Raw genomic sequence first — 23447 nt, forward strand, 5'->3', positions numbered from 1 at the left:
ATAAAACCGGCTGGAATCAGCCGGTTTTTCGTATTGAAATGAAACCTCCTTCTTCCTGTATTGGTCATATAAGGGTAACGTGAAATGGAAGATAACATATGGAATTTTGTTTTACAGAGTGGAGAGATTATTTTCTTCCGCAGACTGAGACGATTTGCAAGCCTTGAGCTGTCGATCACGGTGCTGCTGACGGCGGAAGTCATCGCCGCCGTTTATTTATGACGCCCTAAAAAACGTGACGGGCTCTTTGTGTCTGCAGTCGATTTTCGGGCAGATTTTAATCGATGAAGAAAAACATATTGCATTTCAAGCGGAAACGCTTAAAAACAAATAAGGGAACGGACGGGTCCGCTCCTTTTTTTAGACATCTACACGAAAGCCAATATTGCCGAACTGCCGTCCTTCCCGCATCCTGTTAAAAGCGGCAGCTGCTTCACTGAGAGGGTACATGCGGTCGATAATGGGACGGATGCCGCAGCGGTTTATCAATTCCAGCATATCCGCGAATTCCTCATTGCTTCCCATTGATGTACCGAGAATATGAATCTGCGGAAAAAACAGCGAGCGAATAGGAAATCCGAGCTGATCGCCTGAACTGGCGCCGAATGTTACGATCCGGCCATTCGGTTTAATAATGTCAAGATAGTGTTGAAATAAGGCGGGGCCTACACCGTCAAGTATGATATCTGCTTTTTCGCCATTCAGCGCCTCATTCCAGTCACCGTAGCTGTCAATCGCCCGGTCTGCACCGTATGACAGTGCGGTTTGTTTTTTGTTTTCACTGCGGGAGGTGACGCTGACTGTCGCTCCGATAGCTTTTGCCATTAATAAGGCGTATGTTGCCACGCCGCTTCCGATGCCCGGAAGGATAAGGTGTTCGCCTTTTTTTAATTGTCCTTTTGTAAATAAGGCGCGATAAGCGGTTAATGCTGATAACGGCAGGACGCCCGCTTCCTCCCAAGTCAGGTGTTCGGGTTTTAAAACGGCATTTTCCGCAGGAACGATGACATAAGGTGAAAATGTTCCGTCGCTCGGACCGCCTAAAATATCAGGGACGGCTGGTACGTCCTCAACAGTCTTCCAATTCAGCACCGGGTTGATGATGACTTCTGCATTCAGTAAATGAGACCGGACGCCGTGTCCTATTTCGGTTACGATTCCCGCGCCGTCTGAACCGAGAATAAATTCATGGTTTCCGGTTTCGTGTTTTTTCATTAAAAACAAATCACGATGGTTTAATCCGGCTGTTTTCAGCTTTATTTTTACTTCGCCGTTCCCCGGCCTTTTGTCAGGTGCCTGCCTGAAATCAAAGCCATTTTCGTGTATGATAAGGGCATTCATCATTCTTCTCTCCTTTATGATTGATGAGAAAAATTTTACAGGCTGTATCAGCTGCAGTAAATAAATGAAAATTGATAGCCGGCTATCAATAAAAATCATAGCAAGAAGGTGCCCTTACATGGAAAGCGGAGACTTAAAGATTTTTCAGGCTGTTGCCCGCAAAGGAAGTATTTCAAAGGCGGCAGAAAGCCTGCATTATGTTCAATCAAATGTGACAAACCGGATTCAGCAGCTGGAACGGCAATTGCAAACACAGCTTTTTTACCGCACAAATCGGGGAATGACGCTGACGCCAGCAGGTGAAAACTTATTAAAAGACGCAGACAGAATCCTTCAATTGCTGCATGAGGCGCAAAAAACGGCGCAAGAGGCAGGCGATCCGAACGGCCCGCTTCGAATCGGTTCTCTTGAAACGGCGGCAGCCGTCCATCTCCCTCAATTTTTCACGGAGTATTGCAGCCGCTACCCGAAAGTACAGCTGTCGCTGTCAACCGGTGATACACATACCTTAGTGCAGCGCGTTCTACACTATGAGCTGGACGGCGCTTTTGTTTACGGACCGGTCGAATATGAAGATCTTGAGCAAGACGCTGTATTTCAAGAAGAATTGGTCTTGGTTTCAAATAAGCGGGAAGGCAGTTTGCAAGACTTGCTGCGAGAGCCGATTCTGTATTTTGCCGCGGGCTGTTCGCACCGCCGCAAAATAAAAAACATACTGAAAGAAGAGGCAGTGCCCGCACATAAAATCATTGAATTCGGTACGTTGGAAGCGATTATTGGGGCGGTGCAGGCGGGGATGGGGGTCTCCTTTCTGCCTGCATCAGCCGTCCGTTATTTTCAAAACAGGAAAAATCTTTTTCTTCATGAGCTTCCTGAACATTTTCGGAATATGAATATATCATTCATCTACCGGAGTGATTTATTTTTGACATCGGCGTTTGAAGAACTGCTGAATGGATTAAAAACATTATCGAACGGAAAATGAGAAAACAGAACAGCTGTGTACGCCAATTTTTTTCGTTCCGGTTTTCTCAAAAAGAAAGCGGGTATCCGGGCTGAGCTCGATCAGCGTGATGAAAAACTCGGCTATAAAATCAGAGAAGCACAAATGAAAAAAATACCGTATATTGCGGTTGTGGGAGATCAAGAGTGCCGCCACCATTCTGTACATGTAAGGCAATACGGGCGGGAAAACACATTTGAAGAGAATGTGAGTGATTTTATTTCCCGGATCATAAGAGAGACAAAACAAAAAATAGAGATTCAAGAAAAATAACATTGACATATTGCAAAATCACGATATAATAAAGCGTATGAAACCTATTGATGTTTTTAAAGCGTTGTCTAATGAGTCACGGCTTGAGATTTTACAATGGCTGAAAGAGCCGGACCGTCACTTCGCACCGCATGATGGCATTGATATGAATGAGATCGGAGTATGTGTCAGCCAGATCACCGATAAGCTTCAGATGACACAGTCAACGGCGTCTCAATATCTTTCCATCCTTCAGCGGGCAGGCCTTATCCAAACAAAACGGATTGGCAAATACACTTATTATAAAAGAGATGAAGATGCGATAAAGGCGATGGCCGATTATTTTCAGCGCGAAATGTAGGGCTGAATCCTTTAGAAGAGGGATTCAGTTTCTTTTTCCGACTATACATCGACATATTGCGATTTGTTTCTGTTTGTTCAACTCTTTATATCGATATATCACAATATATCTTTATATAAATCATCAATGAAGGAGTGTGTCAGGTGCAAAATACCTGGAAGATTTACATTTTGGCAATTATCAGCTTTTTAGTGGGGACGTCTGAATATGTGATATCCGGGATGCTTGATAAAATTGCAGGTTCCTTGGGAGTTACTGTGGCAGCAGCAGGGCAGCTGATTACGATTTTTTCACTTGTTTATGCAATCGGAACGCCTGTCATGATGGCCCTTACAGCAAAACTGGATAGAAGGAAGCTCATGATCTATGCTCTTGGATTGTTTGTAATCGGAAATATCATTTCATTTCTCGTACAGGGATACGGCTTATTTGCGGCAGCCCGGGTGATCATGGCGCTTGGAGCAGGAACTGTGGTGGTCACCGCGCTTACGATCGCAGCAAAAATCGCTCCCCCGGGAAAACAGGCAAGTTCTCTCGCAACCGTCATTATGGGGTTTACGGCGGCGCTCATTATCGGTGTTCCGATCGGAAGAACCGTGTCTGATGCTTTCGGCTGGAAGGTGGTTTTCGCCGGAATTGCGGCAATCGGAATCATTGCTATGCTTATTATACGTTTCGCGTTGCCTGAGATAAAAGGAGATAAACCGGTGCCGCTCATTCAGCAATTTTCTCTTTTGAAGAAACGAAAGGTGGCTGTCGGGCTTGCCATTACGTTTTTTTGGCTCGGAGGCTATTCGGTTGCGTATACGTACCTTTCTCCGTATTTACTGAACGTCACTCATATCGGCAACGGAATACTGAGTACATTGCTGCTTATTTTCGGTGTTGCAAGTCTTGCCGGTTCTAAAGCAGGCGGTTTCAGTGCAGACAAATGGGGGGCGCGTATGACATTAACCGGCGGAATGGCGCTTCATGCTATCATGCTCATGTTATTGCCGTTTGTCACACATTCTGCTTTCGGAGCGGCGGCAGTGCTTATTTTTTGGTCCTTCGCCGCCTGGTCATCAGGACCTGCTCAGCAGTATCATTTGGCAACGATGGAGCCTGAATCATCGGGTGTATTACTTGGCCTCAACCAGTCCGTGATGCAGTTGGCTATGGCGGCCGGGGCGGGCATCGGGGGCATTGTTGTCACTCATCTGTCTCTTGCGTCAGTGACATGGATCGGATCAGCTGGTGTTGTCATCGCGATGTGCGGCGTGCTTTCACTTGCCTCGTTAACATCTGAAAAACCCTCATCTGAATACAGTGCAGAATAAACAAAAGCCTCATTTCTTAGCTTGAGAAACGAGGCTTTTTGTCTAGTTATTTTTTATATTGTTTCAAGTTTACGCCGATTGCGGCTCCGTTTCGGCTTGAGTCGGCAACTCCGGTGAAGGTGCCGTTTTCACGGTCGATCAGGATGCTTTGCACATTACCGATATCAACCGGGCTGCTGCCGAATTTATGCCCCATTTCGTTCAGTTTTGTGCGGGCTTCTTCCGGCACTCCTTTTTCATATCGATAGGATGTCATGCTGTTCGTGTAAATTCTAGGCTCTTCGACCGCCGCTTTCAGATCCATGCCGTACTCGACTTTGTTCAGGATCGTTTGCAGGACGGAAGAAATAATCGTTGCTCCGCCGGGAGAGCCGACAGTCAGGACAGGTTCGTTATTTTTGAATAAAATAGTCGGAGTCATGCTGCTGAGCGGACGTTTATTCGGTTGCACTTCATTTGCGCCGCCAGGCACCGCATCGAAGTCTGTTAACTCATTATTCAACACAACACCGTATCCGGGAACCATAATGCCGGAACCGAACAGCTGTTCAATCGTTGTCGTATAAGATACGACATTGCCGAAGCGGTCGGTTACCGTGAAGTGAGTCGTTTGGCCTTCTTGTTTGTCAGTCGGCTGCTCCACTTGTTTATAGTTTGCAGAACCTTCCTGATAGGCCCAAGGGTCGCCTGCTTTCGGTTTTTTATTGACTTTATCAATATCTATCAGCTGTCTGCGGGCATTGATATAATCTGGATTCAAGAGGCCTTTGAGAGGGACGTTGACGAATTCTGGATCCCCGGCAAATGCGGCGCGGTCAGCATAAGCCAAATGCATCGTTTCTGCGAGAAGCTGATATTTTTGCCAAGAACGGATATCATATTGAGAAAGCTTAAAATCATCCAGGAGGTTCAGCATTTGCAACAGGAAAACACCGCCCGAGCTTGGAGGAGGAGCAGTTGCGATATGATAGCCCTGGTAATCTCCCCAGATCGGTTCGTCAATCGTCACATTGAAGTTTTTGATATCTTTTTCTGTCATTGAGCCGCCGAATTCCTGCACTGTTTCCGCAAGCTTTTTGGAGAATGCACCGTCATAGAATGCTTTTGTGCCTTTGTACTTAATAGCTGTAAATGTTTTGGCTAAGTCTTTTTGGATGAGTGTGTCTCCTTCTTTCAGAGGTTCTCCGTCCGGAAGAAACACGTCTTTTGCAGCGGTGTGTGATAATTTGTCTTTATAATCTGAGATGGCATCAGCTAAAACCGAATCGATCGGAAAGCCTTTTGAGGCAAGTTTAATGGAAGGGGTGATGAGTTGTTTCATGGAGCGTGTGCCCCATTTGTCGAGCGCTTTTTCAAGTCCTTTTAATGTTCCCGGAACACCGACTGCAGTCCCTTTAGTAACGCGTTCGGAGAAAGGAATGGCTTTGCCGTTCTCGTCAAGGAACATATCCGGTGTTGCGCCTGCCGGTGCGCGTTCCCGGCTGTCGATAATGGTGGTGTCTTTCGTCTTCGCATCATAAACCATCATAAATCCGCCGCCGCCGATTCCCGACATCATAGGTTCAGTTACGTTTAATGCGAATTGAATGGCGACCGCAGCGTCAACTGCATTGCCGCCTTTTTTCAGCACGTCGGCACCGATTTGTGAAGCGAGAGGATGGGCGGTGGCAACCATGCCGTCTTTGCCGACATCTACCTGTTTGTAGTCGTCATAGGAAAACGGGTGTTTCTTAGCCTGAGCGTGATAAGGGATGCTTCCGGCCGCGAGCAAAGTACTGAGCAGAACGATAAAACAGAGATTCATAAACTTTTTCTTTTTCATAGTCTGCCTCCTTTGTTTTCCGCTTACAATTATAGAGTAAGTAAAATGTGCTGTTTTCACAAGTGACAAACGGAATAGTCCGGTGCGCAAAAAGCCGGAGTTTCTGTGTGAATATAATCAGTCGCAAATAGGCTAAATGGGAAACCGGACAGAAAAAGCTGTGAAACAAGCATAAAGACAAAAAATAAGCTACAATAAACAAAACAGAATTCACTCACATGACATATGAAAGGAACGTGAGCCATGTATTTAACGATCAAAGAGACAGCTGAGTTTACCAGTCTTCCTGAAGAATATGTGCACAATCTTGTATTGACGAATAAAATAAGGGCCGTACATGACGGACAGCAATATTTAATCAACAAGGAACAATTTCAAACCCATCTCGAACAGCTGGAAAAATATAAGGAAATGATTCAAGAGTTTTTAAATGAGCCGCTTCCTGAAGACATTGATGTAAAAGATGAAGACTAGGACACAATTTCATATTGTGTCTATTTTTTCATTTTTTTCGGTTGCTCACAAAAAAAACGAATGCTCAGATTTCGTTTTAAGGACGTTGTTTTTCTTTTTTGATACCGTGAGTATCTATTGATTTAAAAGCCCGCCACCGGGTCGAAAATGATGTTTTTGAAGACTTCGATGAAACTGCATGCCTTATTCCCCTTATGTAACACTATGTATATTATGTTACATAAGGCCCTTTATCCTTTATCATTCAACAGGTTTCGGCTATAATAGTAACATAATGCTCAATATGTTACTTTACCAATTATAAGGGGTTTTTTGATGCATATCGTACAGCCGATCCGAAGTTTGGAAAAGATCCAGGAAGTCAAACAGTATTTAATGAAGAAAAGTGATCGTGATTATTTTTTATTTATTTTCGGCATGAACAGCGCACTGCGGATTTCTGATGTTCTGCCGCTTCGCGTGAGGGATGTAAGGAACAAAGACCATGTGTGGGCAACCGAAAGCAAAACGAGAAAGAAAAGAAAAATTCTGATACTGGAGTCTTTAAAGGCCGACATATACGCTTATACAAAAGACATGAAAGAGGATGACTATTTGTTTAAATCGAAACGGACGAATAAGCCTATTTCCCGGATTCAGGCATACAGAATATTAAAGGAAGCGGCAGCCGCTTGCGGATTGGAGGAAATCGGGACGCATACGCTTAGAAAGACGTTCGGGTATCATTTTTATCAGAGGACAAAAGACATTGCTGAACTGCAGAGGATTTTGAATCATTCTTCTCCGTCTATTACAATGCGTTATATCGGAATAGATGAAGATACGACGAGAGCCGCCTATAAAGTTTTCGGAGGGCTGTAGGCTTGAAAAAAACGGCCGCCAGCGTTACTATAATAGAAGCAGGCTCTAGTAGCACAGCGGATAGTGCAGCAGTTTCCTAAACTGCAGGTCGGGAGTTCGAATCTCTCCTAGAGCGTTTTCGGCATAAGATAGGTGCAGATTAATAATGGCGGTAAAACAGAAAACCCCTTGTTACACAAGGGGTTTTTTCGTTTTTGCAAGCTTTTTATTTTTGTGAGAACCCGCTGAAAAACGATGTGATTTTATTTTTTTTTGCACATTTTTTGCACATTTCTATACAGATGTTTTCACGTCAGGCATTTTTTCAAATAAATCAAGGGTGTTTTGGGTGTCTTCTTCACGTAGTTCTTTAATTACATGTGAATAATAATTATGCGTGGTATCTATCTTAGCATGTCCTAAACGCTCTGAGACATAATAAATTGAAATCCTCTTGTAGAGTAACACGCTGGCATGTGTATGTCTCAACCCATGTATCGAAATTGGTTCTATTTTCAAGTCCGTCAATGTCTTTTTCAATATTTTGTTGACAAATTCGTTAGTGATGACTTTCCTAGAACTGCGAGGACTATAAAATACAAGATTATGTATGTTATCAGGCATTTCGGATAACAACTTTTTGAATAAATCCATTGTATTAGAATCCATTTTAATGGTCCTATTTGAAGACGCATTTTTTGTCGTAGCAAAACCCGTTCCTTTTTTATAATCCCAGGTTTTGTTGATTGTAATCTCATTTAATTCAAAGTTGAAATCCTCGAGTGTTAATCCCAACATTTCAGAAAATCGCATTCCTGAAGTGAGGGCCAGTATTAATAAATAATATCCGATAGACTGATCCTTGCGCACATATAATTCATTTAAAAGCTTTTGACTTTCAACATAATTCAAGTGTTTTTCTTCCGGGCGTTTTGATTCCACGCTTCCAATCAATTTTGCTTTCCGGGTAAAATCAAATTGAATAATCCCTTCTTCAATTGCCTCTTGCACACAAGCTCTAATGTGCGTATTTATTTTTCTAACAGTTTCTTTTGCGTGTTCAGATCCAAACTTATTTAAAAACTCTTGATATTCTCGTTTAGTGATGTCATTGATATATCTTCCTGCAAAATTCTCTGAAATTTCTCTAAGTGTAATATAGTAACCTTCACGAGTGATGGCACCAATATCAGCTCTATAAACATTTACCCAACTTTTAAAGTATTCATCAAAGAGGACTTTTTTTGTGCCCGGCGTTTTATATTTCCTCAATTTTTCTTCAACCTCTGCGGCAGCAACTTGAGCTTCCTTCTTAGTTTTAAATCCGCCTTTCCTGATGGGCTTGGGTTTAGCGCTAACGCAATACTGCCACGTTTTACCGCGTTTTAGGAAACTAGCCATTTCATTCACTCCTATAGGGGGAACTTTAATTCTCCAATAATAGGATAGCACTATCTTAATTTATTTAAAAGATTGTCCCAAATAAGGCTTTTCGATTAGTTAACCATTGTAAAATAAGTTATAATAAGTATTGAGAGGAATAAATTATAACGTAAAAAATCAAAAAATTCTAAATCTTATCGCCATCGTTCGACAAAATTTTCTTTGTGATTATGTTAAATTTGAGGTGAAAAGGTGATCATATGGAAACAGTAGCAGCTAGAGATATAAGGATCCATCTAAAAGAATTAATAAAATCCTCTGATGAAAAGCAGAATGTTATAGCTGCTAAAATCGGGATTAGCGAAGGCTATTTAAGTAAGTTTCTTAGCGGAAAAGAAATTAATTTTTGGATGGTTCGAGAGATCATAAGGTATGTTGATCCAGAAAATGAAACTGCATTGATGGAACAGCACTGCTTAACTGGAGTGAAAAAGAAAAATTATGCTTCTGCTTTGGAATATTGCTACACTAAGCAATTATATTCTGTTATAGAGGCATTGATAAGCGCCCAGATTGAAAGGGATGGCAAATACGATCAATGGTCTAATATTTATAGATTTATTCTTAATTCAAGATTCTCTTTTGGGAATATTGAGTATACCGAAGGATTAAAGAAGTTTAGTCCTTCTTGTGACGAAATGAGAACGTTGTTGAGTATACTAGAAATGTATGGGTACTTTTATAATGGCAGGTATGAGATCACTCTATACCATATTCGATCCATTCGAAGTCTTATTAAAAATTTATCAGATCCATTTTTGAAAATCGCATTTACTGCTCGTATAGAAGAAGTCTTAGTGAATATATATTTAAAACAAAACAACGACGTTAATAAGGCGAGAGAGGCGGCCTTCTCTCTCCTTGAAAAAGACCTCAGTATCAATTTGAATATGACAGCTTTGTACATATTGGCATTGTCTTATATGAATGAATCATATTGCCATTCTTATAGGTACTATTTGAGGTGTTTGAACTTACTTGCAAATTTCCCTGATCGCAGTGAGGAAATGGTCCAGAATAAAGAGGAAATAGCCATATTACAATATTATTGGAACAAAGAAATTTCAAAGGAGTTTCAAGTGACTGAATTCGCAAAGGCTTTAGGAAGATCCGAGCCATTAAACTCTTTCTATTCGGATTCCTTTTATAAAAAATATGCTCTTCTTTTTGATGGGAAAAGAGAAGAAAACGCTGAAAAATTATTGCTATCCCTTTATTATTTTTCTCAACAGCAAGATCAATTTAGAGCAACTCTTCCTAAAATTGACTTGATAAAATTAGGATTTAATTTTAATATTTAGAAGTGGGAGGTGTTGCAGATGAGAAAAATGTCATTGACCTTAGTTTTAGCGTTCGGTATACTGACTACTGCTTTTGTGGGTGTTTCGTTAAACCATTCTGAAGCAGGCGGAAGTTTTCAAACGACTGAGATAAGAGTAGGCATGTAGTATATCTGACTCCCGAAAAGTACATAAAAAAACAAAAAGACGCTGCCATGACTGGCAACGTCTTTCGTACTTTTCGGGGATATTTCCTGTTTTCCGGAAAAACGAAAATAGGAAATTCCTGAAAAAGTATTTATTTTAAAATTGTTATTAAATATAATAGGAACAAACGTTCTGTTTTGGGAGGGGAAACACATCATGCATATTACATTCGAGAACATCATCGGGAATCTAAAAAAGGAAATTGAAAAGGAGAAAAATGTGGACACAAAAAAACTTAAAGTTGGTTAATTTAAATCTTTCAAATGTCGTTCTTTTAATTCCCTTAATTCCTTTAAATAATTTATAACCATTTGCAATTCTTCTTCTGTTATCTTACTTCCGTTATCGTGGACAATGTTTAGCTTCTTGAGATCATCTATTGTTATACTCTTCTGTGAAAGAAGCTGCTTCTCTGGTTCTGAATACTTTTCTAGGCTCTCTTCATCAAAAAACAAGTATGATTTGTGGACGCCTAAATAGTCAGCGATTTTTTCTATTACTTGTATTGATGGCTGTTGTAAATTTCTTTCTATTCTTGAAAGGTAGCTGTGTGTAATTCCCACAGCTTCGGCAACTTCATCTAATGTTTTTTTCTTTTCCTTACGAATACGCCGAATCGCTTCTCCCATTTTCATATTTCCCATAATAACACCTGCTCTTTTGAAAAATTAACCTTATTCCTCATAGGTAATTATACCATATCGTGTACCTCACGAGAAAATTCTTTTAAAAAGCACTTGTGTAAAAAAAATCGCTATGTTAAGATCGAATTGTTCCTTTCAGGTACAAAAAGGATGTGTTAAAACAAATGTTCGATCTGAAAGAGTTTGGACGTCTGCTCCAAAAAATCCGAAAAAAGCGGAAAATGTCTCAAATCGAATTCGCTCAATTCTTAGGGTACACAGCTTCATACATCTCAAGAGTTGAGAGAGGGAAAGCGAATCTTTCTATGCAAGCGATTGAAAAGGTCACGAAGAAACTTAATATTAAGATCCGATTTTTTTTTGAACAATAATGGTACTGATAGGAACAAAATAAAAGTGAGTAAAATTTTTAAAAGACATGAGAGGAGAAACTTATGGAACAACTTCTTGATGTTAGCCTGTCAATTCCGATCCCTGCTGACAAAATTCTCATCAGCAAGGTGGAACTCCAGGAACTAAGAGAACAATCGTTATCCGGGGTCTATTGGAACATGAAAGACCTTGAGAAAAAGACAGCACGTAAAAGCGAGTGGATCAAAGAAAACATTTTATACCCAAGTCGGTTCCGCAAAGTTTTAGATTCGGTAAACGGGGGTTTTGTATTTTACCCGCAAGCCAAAGGGCAAAACTGGAGCTTTCAAGCTTCTAAAATGGCTGCCTTTTTAGATAAGCACTTTGCTGAGATTTTCAACAAATAGCCGAAAGGAGAATACATGTGTTTTTAGAAAGCCACATCTGGCTGCATAATCAAATTCACGTAATTATAAGCGAGTCTGTTAATACTCACGAAAGGGCAATTGCCGAACTAGAAGCTCAAGGCGGCACCTGCCTGTCTGATCAATGTCAGCAAAACACCCTCGGCTCTGTAATTGTCAACGGCAAGCGGTCTGTATGGTCTTTGACCAAGTCAGAAAGGGGGGAGTTGAATGGGCGAAATTAAATTCGTAAAGCTCAGCACCCATATGTTTGATGACGAAAAAATTAAGCTTATTGAACAGATGCCCGAAGCTGACACTTTGTTAATTATTTGGGTGAAATTACTCGCTCAAGCTGGTAAAACCAACGCCTCCGGTTACATCTTTCTTAGTGAAAATGTTCCGTATACTGACGAAATGCTTGCAGCTATTTTCTCGCGGCCGTTGGGGGTTGTAAGAATGGCCTTGGATACATTTAGACGGTTCGGAATGATCGAGATTAACGATCAGAACTATATCAGTATTTGCAATTGGGAAAAGCATCAGAACGTCGATGCGATGGATAAAATCAGGGAAGATACACGCAAAAGAGTTGCTAAATATCGGGAAAAACAAAAGGCTTTACAGCTTTCTCAACCTAGTAACGTTACAGGTAACGTTACAGTAACGCAAGGTAACGAACAAGAAGAAGAAAGAAGAAAGAAGAAAGAAGAAGAAGAATTAAAAGATATATTGTCGGGTAAACCCGACGACGCATCTTCTTCCAAAAACGAAAAGGACGAGATTCCTTACAAACTGATCATTGATCTGCTGAACAAAGTAGCGGGCAAACGATACCGACCTACTACACCAAAAACAAAAAAAGACATCAAGGCACGCTGGAACGAAGGTTTTCGCTTTGAAGATTTTAAACATGTCATTCTAGTAAAAACTGAGGAATGGCTCAATGATCCTGCTATGAATAGATTTTTGCGTCCTGAAACATTGTTCGGGACAAAATTTGAATCTTACCTAAATCAAAAAGGAGGATCAGCGAATGAAGGATTTTACAAAGGAACAAGCGGCCGCAGTCCAGGGCGAAATATCTCGGAGGATGACATTCCATACTGATAAGCACGGCAATCCTGTTTACTGCGATAAACACACCCGGATTATCGGTGGAGAAGAAAAGCCGTATCCAGTTCAGCTCATTAAACTTCGGGATGGCTCTGCAAAGTGTCCCATGTGCGAACGGGAACAGCGCAATAAGGAGATTGAGCATGAAACCGAGGAATGGCGCCGCCGGATGGATCAAAAGGTTTTATCTATGTATTCACTAATCGCTGATCCCACACTCAAAGAAGCGACGTTCTCGACATTCCAAAGTTATAACCATGAAGACGAGCGGAACAAGCGCCGGATGATGGAGCTTGTTAAGCAAGTGAAGGCGGGAGCCGTCATGAATGTCTTCTTAACGGGTGAATCTAACGCAGGAAAAAGCCATCTCGCTATGTCAGCCATTAAAGAGCTGAACAAGAGGGACGCAGAAGGATACGCTAAATCAGCGTTGTTTGTAAACAGTGACGCCCTTATGAGGCGAATAAAGAACTCATTCAAGGACAGCTCTGAAAGGCTTACCGAAGCTTTTGCGATCGAACTGCTGACAAGGGTTGATTATCTTGTCATTGACGATCTCGGGGCCGAGGTGGGCGACACAGACAACGAAAACAGGGCGGCAAATGATTTTATTCATCGCGTATGGTACGGCGTCTCTACAGGGCGGCAAGGCAAATTCACGATCGTTACAACTAATCTATCCGGCGTGGCTCTGACTAAACTTTATGACAAGAAAGTCGTAAGCCGGCTCACGGCACACTTGGAAACAGTCAAATTCGAAGAGAAGCAGAAGGAAAGAAAAGGCCGTACTGCGCCCGCCCTGTCCTTTTAAGGAGGTGAAAACAGTTGATACAGGCAATCATGCCCGGCGTGCTGCAGATCGTCCCTGAACGCAAATTAACGGATGACCAGCGCAAAAAAGAAATAGACGAGCTTATCAAGATTCTTGATCAAAAAATAGCAGACTATCAGAACTTTAGGGGGGATGCAGTGTGAAACACGGGAAGCGCCCGACGCGCGCACAGAAAAATGTCATTAAGGCAAACGGCTTAAACCCGATTAACTGGCTTGTAACCAAAAATCTGCAGCACGAACACCGTCTTATTATCGTCCATCGGCATACAGGAACGGTCCGGAGGTGTTGGGCATGAGTCAGGCGGTCAATGCTGAACGGTTCGAACTGGCTTTAGAAAATATGAATTATGAGTGGTCAATGGTCCAGCTAAAAAAGGTCGTTCAATATTGGCATGATGGAAAATCCATTCTTGATATGTCGGAATTATTAAACAGGGATTCGGATGAAATCATTTTGTTGGTCATGGACTTTGCACGAAAAAACATCCTGCCCGCCCGTAAGAACGGTTTACGCGCTAACAAAAGAATAAGAATATCTGAGAAAACAATGAAAGATAAAATGTATCGACTGCGCTATTTGTTTGAAGAAAGCCCGGTGTATATCCCTTTTCAGGAACTAAACTTCATGTTTTATGACAGCGAAATTAGACGTTTCCGGGAGCTATGGGCGGCAAATGAGTCATATCTCAACATAGCAAAAGAGCTGAGACGGAATGAAGACGAAACATTATTTCTTATCATCGACCAAGCAAAAAAAGACCTCATAGAGCCTCGGGAATCCGGCTTGCTCGGAAAGGAAGCGTCAGAAGATGAACGCAACAAACAAAAGCTTCCATTTTGAAAAAGCAACCGTCCAGCAACTTATGGTCATCGTGCGTTATGAAGACTGCGCCCCGGAGGTACGGAACGCGGCCTTACAAATGCTGATTATGAAGGGAGTGGCAGACGTTGGGACAGGCAGAACGAAAGCATTTAATTGAATGGCTTTTGCTTATCGGCTCTTTTGGCAGAGATTTTCTAAACCGCAAATCAGACGAAGAGCTTGAGCGCTTATATAATCGCGAAATCAAAGGCTTGAACGAAGAATAGGAGGATAGCACCATGACAGAAAACAAAAACTTGCGTCGACACGGCGAAGTTACAACGCGGGTGATGAACGAAGAGGAACGCATGGAGTATATAAAAAAACACCCAATCATTCCGACGGAAAAACCAAAAGCTGGTATGCAGCTCTTCCCGTCAAAATATTGGATGTAAGGACGGCCGCTAAAGCAACCGCCACCGTATGAAAAATAAAAACTAGACACTTTTATTATACCATACGGAGGCTTTGAACATGCAGCCAAAACATATATCACTCAATCAAAATACAAGTGTTTCTCAATTTATTGAGCCGGGGAAGGTGTCTGTCATCGTGTTAGACGGCAATCAAAACGCCGCGTATGTCGTTGAGGCACCCGAACACGGTAAAACAATCATTCAAACAGTAAAAGGCGGCCTGGCTCGTTGTGATTACGAGATCGGCCATAAATTCAATTAGCAGGGGTTTTCCCCTGCGGGGGAGGAACGGAAAATGTATCAAAACGAAATTGCCCGCAAGTGTGAACGCTGCGGAAAAATATATTATTCAGCTCAATGGGTTGTATGCAAAACATGTCTTTTAGACCGGGAGGCCCGGGTATGAAAGAATTCAAAATCAACTTATCAAAAGGTGAGGTTTTATATACCGGCTCTTACATTTGCACCCTTTCGAAAACGGCGGCCAGTACACCGGAGCAAATTTCTTTGGAAGCAGCAGCCGAAAAGCTCGCGGAAGAGTTAATCATGCAGCAGGCTATGAATCGAGAACACCAGCGCCAGCAGGATATTGCGGCCAATCAATTCCGGCAGGCACAGAAAGATATTAAGTTGCTGCAGGCGGAGAACAAGCGTTATAGAAACGCATTAGAATTTTACGCTGATGACACGACATACACAAATGAATTTGAAGACTGTCCGCCCGCTATTGATATGGATTGGGGCGCTGTTGCCAAAACAGCATTGGAGGGGGCTGCGGAATGAACGCAAAAAAAGTAACTATACCCGCCCGCGATTCCAATGGTTTCATGATCGGGTTCAAAGAAGTGAATGCACTTTGGGAATGTCCTACTTGTGGGGAGAAAATGAGGAATCCTCAGCTGACGCAACAAGTTGAGGACGGATTCTTTGGACGGGTTCATACTTGGGAAAACCCCTGCGGACATGTAGCTCATTATAAAAATCTACAGATTGTAGGTGACGCGGAATGAGCGAATTATCCCAAGAACAAACTTGTCCGTATTGCGATTGCACAGAAGAAGCATCCCTTTCTAACTGGGATTCAGACAGCGACGGGATCGTAACATGCACGAGTTGCTATAAAGAATATTTTTCAATGCCCCAATATCGTTTTGAGGGTTGGCAGGTTGAAAAAATATGTGAAGAATGCGGTCATGAAGAAAGTGAATGCCATTGCGAGGGGGAAGAAAAATGATGCCATTACAAATAGAACTACAACGGAACGTGAAGGCCACGAAGGACGAAGCAATGACCGTCGAGCAGGCGGCCGCGCTTTTAAAGGTTCACCCGGACTACATCCCGACGCTGGTCGCTCGGTCTGATGATCTGAAAATGATTGGCGACCATACCATTATCGCTAAACGGGATAAAACAAATATCTGGCTGGTCGGGGCATGCGTGGGGCTTTTCTTCTTCGCTGTTTGTGTCCTGCCAGGATTGGTGGGGTGACAGGATGAAAAGTATTGAATTGTTCGCCGGCATTGGGGGGATCGCTCTTGCCGCTGAATGGGCCGGCGTTGAGACGGTAGCATTCTGCGAGCGTGAACCCTTTTGTCAAAAGATATTAAACAAAAATTTCCCGGGCGTACCTATCTTCGATGATGTATGCACCCTGAATAGACAGCTTTTAGAAGAAAAAGGAGTGATTGAGCCAGGTGGAACAATTGACATTATTTCAGGGGGATTCCCTTGCCAGCCTTACAGTATTGCCGGGAAGCGAAGAGGCACGGAAGATGACCGCGACCTCTGGCCGGAAATGTTTAGGATCATCAAAGAGCTTAGACCCAGTTGGGTTGTTGGTGAAAACGTTGCTAACTTCGCAAATATGGAACTCGACCGCACGCTATCTGACTTGGAAAGCGCAGGTTACACAGGGCAATCGTTTATTATACCGGCTTGTGCCGTCGACGCCAAACATAGAAGAGATCGAACTTTCGTTGTTGCCTACTCCGGCAGCTTCGGACGCATGGAACGAAAGGGACAGCCGGAAAAGATTCAACAATCCGGAAAAGAGCAGTTACAACGAGAAAAAAGCAGTGAATCCTTCTTGTCAAAATCTTTATACGGCGGTGACCAAGCTTTTTCCGACACCTACAGCGAGCGATTACAAAGGACGGGGACCGAACAGCAAACAGCAGGGTTTACCGGAGAGGGTGAAGCTATACCCGACACCTCTTGCGAGCGATGCGACCAAGTGGAACAACATGACAGAGGAAGAAAGACGAGCGAAAAAGCAGTATGTCAGGTTGGGGAATACAGTCTCAAGTCTAGAGGGGAAGCGAGTCGGTGGACAGCTGAACCCGACGTGGGTCGAGTGGCTTATGGGGTTCCCGACCGGGTGGACAGAATTAAAGGATTAGGCAACGCGGTTGTGCCGCAGCAGATTTATCCGATATTTAGATTTTTAAGAGAATTTCACAGTTGAAAGACATAATTTCACTTTTTTATGATTTAATATGGATATAAATTATAAAAGGTGGGTTACTTTTTGGCTGTATCATTAGAAAATTTAGACGACTTGGAATTGACTTTCCTTTATAGTGAGTTACTCAAGGAGTTGAAGCATCGAGGTATAATTCGTACGAATAATGTGGTTGGAGAGCTTGGGGAATACTTAGCTATTAATTTTTATAATAAAACTAAAGGACTACCTAAGCTTCAAGCTGCTCCGACGGGAACTCAAAATATCGATGCTCTAAGCATAAAAGGAGATCGATATAGTATTAAAACAACAACTGGAAATGTTACGGGAGTTTTTTATGGTTTGAACGATCCCGAATTAACGGACCCTGATGTTCAAAAATTCGAATATGTAATAATTGTTTTGTTTGATAGAGAGTATGCTTTAAAAGGAATATACGAATTAAGTTGGGATAGTTTTATAAAGCATAAGCGTTGGCACAAGAGAATGAGAGCTTGGAATCTATCTATAACTAAATCATTGCTTTCTGATTCAAAAAAAATTTTTTGAAAAAAGATTAGAGCTTAACATAGGATGTGATTGTTAATTGGTTAAAGCAGTAATAAAAAAACTCTTTACGAATAGATTCGTAAACTTTTCCCTTGCTTTTATATTCTCCATGTTACTAACTGTATCAGTAGCATCGTTTTTTGAATCGATAAATAAACCGACGTGGTCATCTAACACTATTGTTATAGGAGTTCACGGATTAATGTATTACTACCTTATATTTGGTCTAATAACCCCTTTAGAACAGATTAAACCACCTAAAAATTTATTTCAATGGTTAGAGAACCCAATAATATATGAACCGAATACATTCTTTAAGAACCTAGAAGAAATAAAAATTGATAAGCAGAACCTCCATAATAACCTTAATAATTTTCGTTTACAGTTATTGATTTATACAAGTCATGATATTACAAAGCTAAGAATGCTTAAAGCTCTTGTTCGTACTAAAATCACTGAGGGTAGCCTAGACACGATAAACCGTACAATAATTACATTACTAGCAGGTCCGTTGTTTCTATACGTTATTAGAAACAATGCCTTTATGGAAAGCATTAAAATTCCATTAAAAGATGCAAACCCGTTATTAATGAATGTTATGAATATTTCTTTAATTTTGATGCTTTTTCTGTCTATTATTATTAATATCGTTTTCCTTTTTTCGGGAAATAAAAAACGTTTAAAGTTTATAGAAGAAATGGCTGATGCCTGTATAGAGGATATTAAAACGAAATAAGTCCAAGACGGAAAGCCTGCGGACACTGATCATTGCACAGAATTACTGTGCTCTGATTGGTGTCCGTTTTTTATTTGAGCGGAGGGACGGCATGAAAACGAAGAAAAACGTCGCACAGAACGTTGGTTTTAAAGAAAAACAGCCATCGTCACGCAAGAGTATCGAAAAAAAGCCGCAGAAGCTTACTGAGAGAGATTTAGAGAACCTCATGGGTATAAACAGACCTACATATAAAAGAGGCCGTGGCGGAGCTTTTAGACAGAAATAATAGCGGGGGGATTTTTAATGTATCAAATGACACTGAACATACCTCAAATTGACGAAGAAGCAACGAGAACGAAAGCAGAAAAGCTGCTCGAACAATATCGCATGTACTTGTTACAAGTGCCGGAGGATTTTTTGCCGAAAGTGACCGCGACATACAGCCTTGTTCCGCCCAGCTTTTCGAATGAATTTCATTCCTCCACAGAAGACGCAGCATTAAAACGCATGGATTGGGAGGTTGAGAGAGAACGGTTTTTAAAGAGAATGCAAAGAGCGGTTAACCGGCTTTCACAAAAGGAGCGGCAAATTCTCGTCATGCTCTACATGCAGAATGAAGAAATGTATGATTATGAAGTCTATGCAGAAATGAGACTCAGTCAGCGGAGCTACTACCGGACGAAAGCAAAAGCATTTTACCGGCTGGCCTTTGCTCTTCGTGTGGAAGTCTATAAGGACGGGGGCGCGCCGGAATGAATTTTGTTCAGCCGATAAGGGACCCGGAATGTATTTTCTATATCAAACGGTTTTTAAAAGAACAGAGCGAGCGGAATCACATGCTATTTGTCACCGGGATAAATTCAGGTCTCCGCATATCAGATATATTGGAACTGAGGGTAAGGGACGCCAAACGGCCGTATTTTAATCTTATAGAGAAGAAAACCAAAAAGAAAAAGAGAATTGATATGACGCCGGCTCTTCAAAGGGAATTAAAAGCGTATATCGAGGGGAAAGAAGATCATGAATATCTTTTCAAAAGCCGCGAAGGGATCAACAAGCCCATTTCCCGATCGATGGCTTATAAGATTCTAAGGGTCGCCGCTGAGTATGTCGGTTTGGATGATATAGGCACACACACGCTGAGGAAAACATTCGGATACCATTTTTACAGGCAAACAAAAGACGTTGCCATGCTGCAGGAGATTTTTAATCACTCAGATCAGCGGACAACCCTTCGATACATTGGAATCAATCAGGATGCCATGAACCACGCCATGAAGAAATTCAAGATATAAGCAGGCTCATCTCATAAACAAGATGAGTCTTTTTTTCTGCATATTTTTATTAATTCCCTTCAAAAAGCATACGTGGAATTCATTTTAGGGATATTGCTTGAAAACAAGGGTGCCAAGGGTTGACGGCACTTCGGGCAGTTGCACAGTATATAACATATGAGTAATTGGTGGATAATGTGGATATGTTATACTATACAAAAAAGAGGAAGTGGAATAATGGTATTATGGGGAGAATGGGTTGATGTTGATAGAATGGATCCGTGTAAATATCAATGCGCCCACTGTGATGCATTAGTTGGCCCGGATTCAGGTTATTTATGTGATCGACATGGGGGTGCATTGGGGAAAGTCTATATATGTCCTAACTGCAACAGACCCACTTATTTTGAAATGAGTAATGATAGGACTCAAATTCCTTCACCGCGATATGGGAATAAAATAGAGCATCTTCCAGAAGAAATCGAAAAAGTCTACACAGAAATAAGAGATTGTATGTCTCATCAATTATATACGGCAGGTGTATTGTTAGCTAGGAAGCTGTTAATGAATATAGCTGTTGATTCAGGTGCAAAAGAGGGAGAAAGTTTTGTAACCTATGTAAATTTTCTTGAGAGTGAAGGCATTATTCCTAAAGACGGTAAGGATTGGGTTGATGCTATTAGACAAGCGGGTAACATTGCAACTCATAAAATTCCATCAATAAATCAAGAATTAGCAGAAGATATTGTAACGTTTTTAGAATTTTTATTAAGAATAAAGTATGAAATGCCTGGTAGAATGGCAAGAAAATAATTTTGGCACAAACTTGGCACGATAACGGCACACCATTTTGTTTTAGATAAGGTATTATGGTAATAGGTAATAAAATAAGGGAGCGGCACTGCTGATGAGCGGGGGCGCTTTTTTATGTTCTCTGTAAACTGCGTCCGGTAAATCTCAGGATAGACTATTGGATGTTTAAGAAGCCTTTTGAGTATGATTGGTTTAGAAAGAATATAAGTAAAGATGATTTATTGAAAATCTTAGTCGTTAGATATAATTTATGGTAGGATTCACATAGAAAGGAGGGGGGAATCTTGGATCCTAAGTTCGCAAAAATTGCATCTGAGTTAATAGAAGAGTACATGCCAACAATTGAGAAAATTAAAGGGCAGACAACGTATCATATCTATGAAGCTATGATCAAACTAAATGCTGAGATGTTGGCAAAAGCACTAGAAAAATACGAAAAAGCATCTAAAAATTAAGCGAGTTTGATAGTCGCTTTATGAGAAATTTTTGTTTCGCTGTAACTCTCTATGCAAAAAAACAGGCGCTTTCCCAATCGGGAGGGCGCTTTTTCTATTGGAGGGATTTCATTGAAGAATTTAGTAATGCGGGTTACACATTGCAAGGGAGCGGCTTTGGACAAAATTACACAGATTCTTGACGCTGGTCAAATATTAGAAGTCAAGTCAACAAAAGAAGAACCCTCTTTAAAGAATGAATACAACAAGCACGGCGACATTTGTTACAGCATAAGAGGTTATGATCCAGTTTAATTACTAATCGTTCGACAAATTTCGCAAATGATTCCCTTGTCGCTTCCTTTTACCGATAATAAGGTGGGAGGGATTAAGATGAAAAGAGATTTTGATTTAATACGAGAAATACTTATTACTTTAGAAAATGATAATAATCCAGAATCTTGGAAAGTTATTCAACTCGAAGAGAGAGACCAAAAGGTTATAAGTTATCATGTAAAATTGTTAACAGAAGCAGGATTAATAGAAGGAAAAGATACTAATTTAAATCCTGGATTTTGGTGGTATGCAAGGTCATTAACAAATCAAGGCCATGACTTTTTAGACACAATTAAAAATGAGACAACTTATTCTAAGATTAAAGAAAAAATGGGGAATCAGTTAAAGACGGCTCCTTTAACAGTAGTATCGAGTGTAGCAGTGGAAATAGCGAAAGAGTGGACTTTGAGTAAACTTGGTTTCTGATTAAGGATTTATTCTTTGCAAAAACTATTTCTAGTAAATCGTTCGACAAATTTCGCAATTGGTTCCATTATCCCTACCATTACCTCATAATTAGATAGGGAGGAGAATCGCATGAAAAATACAAAAATTACTATTAATGGTGTTGAAATCAACTGTAAGGCTGAGTATATTGATGGAAGAGATAATCACTTGTCAATACAATTTTTAACCCATGGTGCAAATGAATATCATCTGTATTCAAGTTTATTCTCGAATAATAAATTAGACGTGGTAACACCGAGAGGATCGTTCGTAGCAAAACTAGAGAGCTCAACAACAAATTACCAAGGAGAACTAGATAGAAATACGGCCGTCTCCTTTTCAATTGTACTTAAAGAAGCTGAAGCTAATTCTAATGAAAACTGGCAAGCTAATTCTGTGTTCTTATCAATTACCAACAAATTAGATATTGTTACGTTAGTTCAATTGCTTGTGGAAAAAGAATTAATTGACCTGGATGAATTCAATTCAAGATTAGAACAGGTAAATCAAAAGGAATTTACTAAGATTCATAAGATCATTTTTGGTGATTCGGAAGCTGGAGATTGAAATTATAAAAATATTTTAACCAAATATAATGAGTTTGAAGAAAGAAGAAAAACATCCTACGGGGTGTTTTTTATATTCTCTGTAAACTGCGGCCGGTAGATCTCAGGATAGACAATTGGCGGTTAACGGCTTGAGTGCGGGGGCAGTTTAGAAAGAATATGATTGGAGGGATTGGAATGAAGAAAGCTTTAAAGCCCTGCAATGAACCCGGTTGTCCCACCCTGACGCGAGAGGGCTACTGCGCACAGCATAAGCGAACCAAGCCGGCCTATGATCAATACCGAGAGTCTGCTGCCAAACGGGGGTATAACAGCAAGTGGAGGCAGGCCCGCGCTGGCTACCTGTCCAAGCATCCGTTATGTGCCGCCTGCTTAATGCAAGGCAGAAGAACCCCGGCGACAGTTGTCGATCATATCGTTCCGCATAAAGGCGACAAAAAACTATTCTGGGACTCGAGTAACTGGCAGCCTCTCTGCGGGCCGTGCCATAGCCGGAAGACAGCGAAGGAGGATGGAGGATTTGGGAACAGAACATCAAACGTGCGTGTGTGATCAATGTATGACCAGACTGCTTATCAAAGGCTGTTCAAAGATCAGGAAGCACAACAACGGAATCAAAGAGCATTATATCAAGTGTCCACGCTGCAAGGCTGAGTATACATCCTTCTATACGAACGAGGACATCAGACGAATGCAACACAGAATAAGAAAGATGTTTGCTCTTCGTCGTAACATGAAAAAGGAATCAGCTGTCGATCTATATTCAAAGAAAATAGAAACAGCACAAAAGGAAATACAAGCAGCCATGAGCCAGCTGAAGAAGGAGATGGAGGCCCCCCACCCTTAAATCCCTAGAGGACGTTTGCCGGAGACCGCGCTC

General features: G+C 41.3%; 37 protein-coding genes, 1 tRNA gene and 1 pseudogene. 35 read left to right on the forward strand and 4 right to left on the reverse strand.

What is annotated here, in order from left to right:
• Positions 1–84 precede the first annotated feature (84 nt).
• Entirely contained in the window at positions 85–222 is a 138-nt protein-coding gene (locus G9F48_RS19785; protein ID WP_165409691.1) for a hypothetical protein, read from the forward strand.
• 138 nt (positions 223–360) lie between these two features.
• Here G9F48_RS19785 and G9F48_RS14770 read toward each other — a convergent pair whose 3' ends face one another.
• Complete coding sequence (locus G9F48_RS14770) at positions 361–1341, reverse strand: zinc-binding dehydrogenase (RefSeq protein WP_165409720.1); 981 nt, start codon at positions 1339–1341, stop codon at positions 361–363.
• Between the two features lie 118 nt (positions 1342–1459).
• Between G9F48_RS14770 and G9F48_RS14775 the strand changes: the two genes are divergently transcribed.
• From G9F48_RS14775 to G9F48_RS14790, 4 genes and pseudogenes are all read left to right on the forward strand, one after another.
• A complete protein-coding gene (locus G9F48_RS14775) occupies positions 1460–2326 on the forward strand; it encodes a LysR family transcriptional regulator (RefSeq protein WP_070081951.1) in 867 nt (288 codons plus the stop codon).
• 51 nt (positions 2327–2377) lie between these two features.
• Positions 2378–2617, forward strand: a pseudogene (locus G9F48_RS14780) (His/Gly/Thr/Pro-type tRNA ligase C-terminal domain-containing protein); the annotation flags it as partial.
• Between the two features lie 37 nt (positions 2618–2654).
• Positions 2655–2957 carry an ArsR/SmtB family transcription factor gene (locus tag G9F48_RS14785; RefSeq protein ID WP_003153841.1) on the forward strand — a complete coding sequence of 101 codons (303 nt, stop codon included), beginning with the start codon at positions 2655–2657 and terminating at the stop codon, positions 2955–2957.
• Between the two features lie 143 nt (positions 2958–3100).
• Entirely contained in the window at positions 3101–4276 is a 1176-nt protein-coding gene (locus tag G9F48_RS14790; RefSeq protein WP_165409693.1) for an MFS transporter, read from the forward strand.
• Positions 4277–4322: 46 nt separating this feature from the next.
• On the opposite strand, the gene ggt is transcribed toward G9F48_RS14790, so the two are convergent.
• The gene (gene ggt, locus G9F48_RS14795; RefSeq protein ID WP_156734924.1) at positions 4323–6098 is read right to left on the reverse strand and encodes a gamma-glutamyltransferase; all 1776 of its coding nucleotides are present in this window, start codon (positions 6096–6098) and stop codon (positions 4323–4325) included.
• A gap of 243 nt (positions 6099–6341) precedes the next feature.
• Between ggt and G9F48_RS14800 the strand changes: the two genes are divergently transcribed.
• The 3 genes from G9F48_RS14800 (at position 6342) to G9F48_RS14810 (ending at position 7548) form a co-directional block, all read left to right on the forward strand.
• Entirely contained in the window at positions 6342–6572 is a 231-nt protein-coding gene (locus G9F48_RS14800) for an excisionase family DNA-binding protein (protein ID WP_003153848.1), read from the forward strand.
• Positions 6573–6887: 315 nt separating this feature from the next.
• Complete coding sequence (locus tag G9F48_RS14805; protein ID WP_003153850.1) at positions 6888–7433, forward strand: site-specific integrase; 546 nt, start codon at positions 6888–6890, stop codon at positions 7431–7433.
• A 42-nt stretch (positions 7434–7475) separates the two neighbouring features.
• A tRNA-Arg gene (locus tag G9F48_RS14810) sits at positions 7476–7548 on the forward strand.
• 158 nt (positions 7549–7706) lie between these two features.
• On the opposite strand, the gene G9F48_RS14815 is transcribed toward G9F48_RS14810, so the two are convergent.
• Positions 7707–8813 carry a tyrosine-type recombinase/integrase gene (locus G9F48_RS14815; protein ID WP_165409694.1) on the reverse strand — a complete coding sequence of 369 codons (1107 nt, stop codon included), beginning with the start codon at positions 8811–8813 and terminating at the stop codon, positions 7707–7709.
• Positions 8814–9055: 242 nt separating this feature from the next.
• Here G9F48_RS14815 and G9F48_RS14820 point away from each other — a divergent pair, with 242 nt between their 5' ends.
• Positions 9056–10156: an AimR family lysis-lysogeny pheromone receptor gene (locus G9F48_RS14820; protein WP_061046701.1), complete on the forward strand. Its 1101-nt coding sequence runs from the start codon at positions 9056–9058 to the stop codon at positions 10154–10156.
• A gap of 431 nt (positions 10157–10587) precedes the next feature.
• Here G9F48_RS14820 and G9F48_RS14825 read toward each other — a convergent pair whose 3' ends face one another.
• Positions 10588–10986, reverse strand: a complete 399-nt coding sequence (locus tag G9F48_RS14825) for a helix-turn-helix domain-containing protein (protein ID WP_014305167.1) — start codon at positions 10984–10986, stop codon at positions 10588–10590.
• A 164-nt stretch (positions 10987–11150) separates the two neighbouring features.
• On the opposite strand from G9F48_RS14825, the gene G9F48_RS14830 reads away from it, so the two are divergent.
• The 26 genes from G9F48_RS14830 (at position 11151) to G9F48_RS14955 (ending at position 23414) form a co-directional block, all read left to right on the forward strand.
• Positions 11151–11357, forward strand: coding sequence for a helix-turn-helix domain-containing protein (locus tag G9F48_RS14830; RefSeq protein ID WP_032858779.1), 207 nt, complete (start codon positions 11151–11153; stop codon positions 11355–11357).
• A gap of 63 nt (positions 11358–11420) precedes the next feature.
• Positions 11421–11744 carry a DUF771 domain-containing protein gene (locus G9F48_RS14835; protein ID WP_017417255.1) on the forward strand — a complete coding sequence of 108 codons (324 nt, stop codon included), beginning with the start codon at positions 11421–11423 and terminating at the stop codon, positions 11742–11744.
• Between the two features lie 228 nt (positions 11745–11972).
• Positions 11973–12851, forward strand: coding sequence for a phage replisome organizer N-terminal domain-containing protein (locus G9F48_RS14840; RefSeq protein WP_070081945.1), 879 nt, complete (start codon positions 11973–11975; stop codon positions 12849–12851).
• Complete coding sequence (locus G9F48_RS14845) at positions 12835–13668, forward strand: ATP-binding protein (RefSeq protein ID WP_070082714.1); 834 nt, start codon at positions 12835–12837, stop codon at positions 13666–13668. Before G9F48_RS14840 ends, G9F48_RS14845 begins: the two co-directional genes overlap by 17 nt.
• A 14-nt stretch (positions 13669–13682) precedes the next feature.
• Positions 13683–13832 (forward strand): hypothetical protein, encoded by a 150-nt coding sequence (locus G9F48_RS14850; protein WP_017417259.1) that lies wholly within the window; start codon positions 13683–13685, stop codon positions 13830–13832.
• Complete coding sequence (locus G9F48_RS14855) at positions 13829–13987, forward strand: DUF6906 family protein (RefSeq protein WP_165409695.1); 159 nt, start codon at positions 13829–13831, stop codon at positions 13985–13987. The genes G9F48_RS14850 and G9F48_RS14855 overlap by 4 nt, the downstream gene beginning before the upstream one ends.
• The gene (locus G9F48_RS14860; RefSeq protein ID WP_070081944.1) at positions 13984–14532 is read left to right on the forward strand and encodes a hypothetical protein; all 549 of its coding nucleotides are present in this window, start codon (positions 13984–13986) and stop codon (positions 14530–14532) included. Before G9F48_RS14855 ends, G9F48_RS14860 begins: the two co-directional genes overlap by 4 nt.
• Before the next feature lie 107 nt (positions 14533–14639).
• Positions 14640–14780, forward strand: coding sequence for a BH0509 family protein (locus tag G9F48_RS14865; protein WP_024085438.1), 141 nt, complete (start codon positions 14640–14642; stop codon positions 14778–14780).
• A gap of 12 nt (positions 14781–14792) precedes the next feature.
• Entirely contained in the window at positions 14793–14948 is a 156-nt protein-coding gene (locus G9F48_RS14870; RefSeq protein ID WP_165409696.1) for a hypothetical protein, read from the forward strand.
• A 79-nt stretch (positions 14949–15027) separates the two neighbouring features.
• Positions 15028–15231: an XtrA/YqaO family protein gene (locus G9F48_RS14875; RefSeq protein WP_024085436.1), complete on the forward strand. Its 204-nt coding sequence runs from the start codon at positions 15028–15030 to the stop codon at positions 15229–15231.
• A gap of 140 nt (positions 15232–15371) precedes the next feature.
• Positions 15372–15752 (forward strand): hypothetical protein, encoded by a 381-nt coding sequence (locus G9F48_RS14880; RefSeq protein ID WP_070081943.1) that lies wholly within the window; start codon positions 15372–15374, stop codon positions 15750–15752.
• On the forward strand, positions 15749–15979 hold the full coding sequence (locus G9F48_RS14885; protein WP_165409697.1) for a hypothetical protein: 231 nt from the start codon (positions 15749–15751) through the stop codon (positions 15977–15979). Before G9F48_RS14880 ends, G9F48_RS14885 begins: the two co-directional genes overlap by 4 nt.
• A 220-nt stretch (positions 15980–16199) precedes the next feature.
• Entirely contained in the window at positions 16200–16457 is a 258-nt protein-coding gene (locus G9F48_RS14890) for a hypothetical protein (protein WP_070081940.1), read from the forward strand.
• Between the two features lie 4 nt (positions 16458–16461).
• Positions 16462–17433, forward strand: coding sequence for a DNA cytosine methyltransferase (locus G9F48_RS14895; protein WP_165409698.1), 972 nt, complete (start codon positions 16462–16464; stop codon positions 17431–17433).
• A gap of 63 nt (positions 17434–17496) precedes the next feature.
• On the forward strand, positions 17497–17979 hold the full coding sequence (locus tag G9F48_RS14900) for a hypothetical protein (protein WP_064115608.1): 483 nt from the start codon (positions 17497–17499) through the stop codon (positions 17977–17979).
• A 202-nt stretch (positions 17980–18181) separates the two neighbouring features.
• The gene (locus tag G9F48_RS14905) at positions 18182–18715 is read left to right on the forward strand and encodes a hypothetical protein (protein ID WP_229024204.1); all 534 of its coding nucleotides are present in this window, start codon (positions 18182–18184) and stop codon (positions 18713–18715) included.
• A 91-nt stretch (positions 18716–18806) separates the two neighbouring features.
• On the forward strand, positions 18807–18983 hold the full coding sequence (locus G9F48_RS14910) for a hypothetical protein (RefSeq protein ID WP_164672398.1): 177 nt from the start codon (positions 18807–18809) through the stop codon (positions 18981–18983).
• Between the two features lie 17 nt (positions 18984–19000).
• Positions 19001–19453 (forward strand): ArpU family phage packaging/lysis transcriptional regulator, encoded by a 453-nt coding sequence (locus G9F48_RS14915; RefSeq protein ID WP_070081938.1) that lies wholly within the window; start codon positions 19001–19003, stop codon positions 19451–19453.
• The gene (locus G9F48_RS14920; protein ID WP_070081937.1) at positions 19450–19992 is read left to right on the forward strand and encodes a tyrosine-type recombinase/integrase; all 543 of its coding nucleotides are present in this window, start codon (positions 19450–19452) and stop codon (positions 19990–19992) included. The genes G9F48_RS14915 and G9F48_RS14920 overlap by 4 nt, the downstream gene beginning before the upstream one ends.
• Positions 19993–20208: 216 nt before the next feature.
• Positions 20209–20784 carry a DUF4145 domain-containing protein gene (locus tag G9F48_RS14925; protein ID WP_039251265.1) on the forward strand — a complete coding sequence of 192 codons (576 nt, stop codon included), beginning with the start codon at positions 20209–20211 and terminating at the stop codon, positions 20782–20784.
• A gap of 284 nt (positions 20785–21068) precedes the next feature.
• A complete protein-coding gene (locus G9F48_RS14930; RefSeq protein WP_153952963.1) occupies positions 21069–21239 on the forward strand; it encodes a hypothetical protein in 171 nt (56 codons plus the stop codon).
• A 111-nt stretch (positions 21240–21350) separates the two neighbouring features.
• Positions 21351–21533 (forward strand): hypothetical protein, encoded by a 183-nt coding sequence (locus tag G9F48_RS14935; RefSeq protein WP_039251267.1) that lies wholly within the window; start codon positions 21351–21353, stop codon positions 21531–21533.
• Positions 21534–21611: 78 nt separating this feature from the next.
• On the forward strand, positions 21612–21980 hold the full coding sequence (locus tag G9F48_RS14940) for a DUF2513 domain-containing protein (protein WP_052250224.1): 369 nt from the start codon (positions 21612–21614) through the stop codon (positions 21978–21980).
• 111 nt (positions 21981–22091) lie between these two features.
• On the forward strand, positions 22092–22568 hold the full coding sequence (locus tag G9F48_RS14945) for a hypothetical protein (RefSeq protein WP_039251269.1): 477 nt from the start codon (positions 22092–22094) through the stop codon (positions 22566–22568).
• Positions 22569–22744: 176 nt separating this feature from the next.
• The gene (locus G9F48_RS14950) at positions 22745–23119 is read left to right on the forward strand and encodes an HNH endonuclease signature motif containing protein (RefSeq protein WP_165409699.1); all 375 of its coding nucleotides are present in this window, start codon (positions 22745–22747) and stop codon (positions 23117–23119) included.
• A complete protein-coding gene (locus G9F48_RS14955) occupies positions 23079–23414 on the forward strand; it encodes a transglycosylase (protein ID WP_230467100.1) in 336 nt (111 codons plus the stop codon). Before G9F48_RS14950 ends, G9F48_RS14955 begins: the two co-directional genes overlap by 41 nt.
• Positions 23415–23447 lie beyond the last annotated feature (33 nt).

It is taken from the genome of Bacillus sp. EKM420B (genome assembly GCF_011065565.1).
Taxonomy (GTDB): domain Bacteria; phylum Bacillota; class Bacilli; order Bacillales; family Bacillaceae; genus Bacillus; species Bacillus velezensis.

What these genes read in the sequence shown, in the direction of transcription:
- G9F48_RS19785 (WP_165409691.1), top strand. Translation starts at nt 85, where the DNA reads ATGGAAGATAACATATGGAATTTTGTTTTACAGAGTGGAGAGATTATT.
- G9F48_RS14770 (WP_165409720.1), bottom strand. Translation starts at nt 1,341, where the DNA reads ATGAATGCCCTTATCATACACGAAAATGGCTTTGATTTCAGGCAGGCA.
- G9F48_RS14775 (WP_070081951.1), top strand. Translation starts at nt 1,460, where the DNA reads ATGGAAAGCGGAGACTTAAAGATTTTTCAGGCTGTTGCCCGCAAAGGA.
- G9F48_RS14785 (WP_003153841.1), top strand. Translation starts at nt 2,655, where the DNA reads ATGAAACCTATTGATGTTTTTAAAGCGTTGTCTAATGAGTCACGGCTT.
- ggt (WP_156734924.1), bottom strand. Translation starts at nt 6,098, where the DNA reads ATGAAAAAGAAAAAGTTTATGAATCTCTGTTTTATCGTTCTGCTCAGT.
- G9F48_RS14800 (WP_003153848.1), top strand. Translation starts at nt 6,342, where the DNA reads ATGTATTTAACGATCAAAGAGACAGCTGAGTTTACCAGTCTTCCTGAA.
- G9F48_RS14805 (WP_003153850.1), top strand. Translation starts at nt 6,888, where the DNA reads ATGCATATCGTACAGCCGATCCGAAGTTTGGAAAAGATCCAGGAAGTC.
- G9F48_RS14815 (WP_165409694.1), bottom strand. Translation starts at nt 8,813, where the DNA reads ATGGCTAGTTTCCTAAAACGCGGTAAAACGTGGCAGTATTGCGTTAGC.
- G9F48_RS14820 (WP_061046701.1), top strand. Translation starts at nt 9,056, where the DNA reads ATGGAAACAGTAGCAGCTAGAGATATAAGGATCCATCTAAAAGAATTA.
- G9F48_RS14825 (WP_014305167.1), bottom strand. Translation starts at nt 10,986, where the DNA reads ATGGGAAATATGAAAATGGGAGAAGCGATTCGGCGTATTCGTAAGGAA.
- G9F48_RS14830 (WP_032858779.1), top strand. Translation starts at nt 11,151, where the DNA reads ATGTTCGATCTGAAAGAGTTTGGACGTCTGCTCCAAAAAATCCGAAAA.
- G9F48_RS14835 (WP_017417255.1), top strand. Translation starts at nt 11,421, where the DNA reads ATGGAACAACTTCTTGATGTTAGCCTGTCAATTCCGATCCCTGCTGAC.
- G9F48_RS14840 (WP_070081945.1), top strand. Translation starts at nt 11,973, where the DNA reads ATGGGCGAAATTAAATTCGTAAAGCTCAGCACCCATATGTTTGATGAC.
- G9F48_RS14845 (WP_070082714.1), top strand. Translation starts at nt 12,835, where the DNA reads ATGACATTCCATACTGATAAGCACGGCAATCCTGTTTACTGCGATAAA.
- G9F48_RS14860 (WP_070081944.1), top strand. Translation starts at nt 13,984, where the DNA reads ATGAGTCAGGCGGTCAATGCTGAACGGTTCGAACTGGCTTTAGAAAAT.
- G9F48_RS14870 (WP_165409696.1), top strand. Translation starts at nt 14,793, where the DNA reads ATGACAGAAAACAAAAACTTGCGTCGACACGGCGAAGTTACAACGCGG.
- G9F48_RS14875 (WP_024085436.1), top strand. Translation starts at nt 15,028, where the DNA reads ATGCAGCCAAAACATATATCACTCAATCAAAATACAAGTGTTTCTCAA.
- G9F48_RS14880 (WP_070081943.1), top strand. Translation starts at nt 15,372, where the DNA reads ATGAAAGAATTCAAAATCAACTTATCAAAAGGTGAGGTTTTATATACC.
- G9F48_RS14885 (WP_165409697.1), top strand. Translation starts at nt 15,749, where the DNA reads ATGAACGCAAAAAAAGTAACTATACCCGCCCGCGATTCCAATGGTTTC.
- G9F48_RS14890 (WP_070081940.1), top strand. Translation starts at nt 16,200, where the DNA reads ATGATGCCATTACAAATAGAACTACAACGGAACGTGAAGGCCACGAAG.
- G9F48_RS14895 (WP_165409698.1), top strand. Translation starts at nt 16,462, where the DNA reads ATGAAAAGTATTGAATTGTTCGCCGGCATTGGGGGGATCGCTCTTGCC.
- G9F48_RS14905 (WP_229024204.1), top strand. Translation starts at nt 18,182, where the DNA reads ATGTATTACTACCTTATATTTGGTCTAATAACCCCTTTAGAACAGATT.
- G9F48_RS14910 (WP_164672398.1), top strand. Translation starts at nt 18,807, where the DNA reads ATGAAAACGAAGAAAAACGTCGCACAGAACGTTGGTTTTAAAGAAAAA.
- G9F48_RS14915 (WP_070081938.1), top strand. Translation starts at nt 19,001, where the DNA reads ATGTATCAAATGACACTGAACATACCTCAAATTGACGAAGAAGCAACG.
- G9F48_RS14920 (WP_070081937.1), top strand. Translation starts at nt 19,450, where the DNA reads ATGAATTTTGTTCAGCCGATAAGGGACCCGGAATGTATTTTCTATATC.
- G9F48_RS14925 (WP_039251265.1), top strand. Translation starts at nt 20,209, where the DNA reads ATGGTATTATGGGGAGAATGGGTTGATGTTGATAGAATGGATCCGTGT.
- G9F48_RS14940 (WP_052250224.1), top strand. Translation starts at nt 21,612, where the DNA reads ATGAAAAGAGATTTTGATTTAATACGAGAAATACTTATTACTTTAGAA.
- G9F48_RS14945 (WP_039251269.1), top strand. Translation starts at nt 22,092, where the DNA reads ATGAAAAATACAAAAATTACTATTAATGGTGTTGAAATCAACTGTAAG.
- G9F48_RS14950 (WP_165409699.1), top strand. Translation starts at nt 22,745, where the DNA reads ATGAAGAAAGCTTTAAAGCCCTGCAATGAACCCGGTTGTCCCACCCTG.
- G9F48_RS14955 (WP_230467100.1), top strand. Translation starts at nt 23,079, where the DNA reads ATGGAGGATTTGGGAACAGAACATCAAACGTGCGTGTGTGATCAATGT.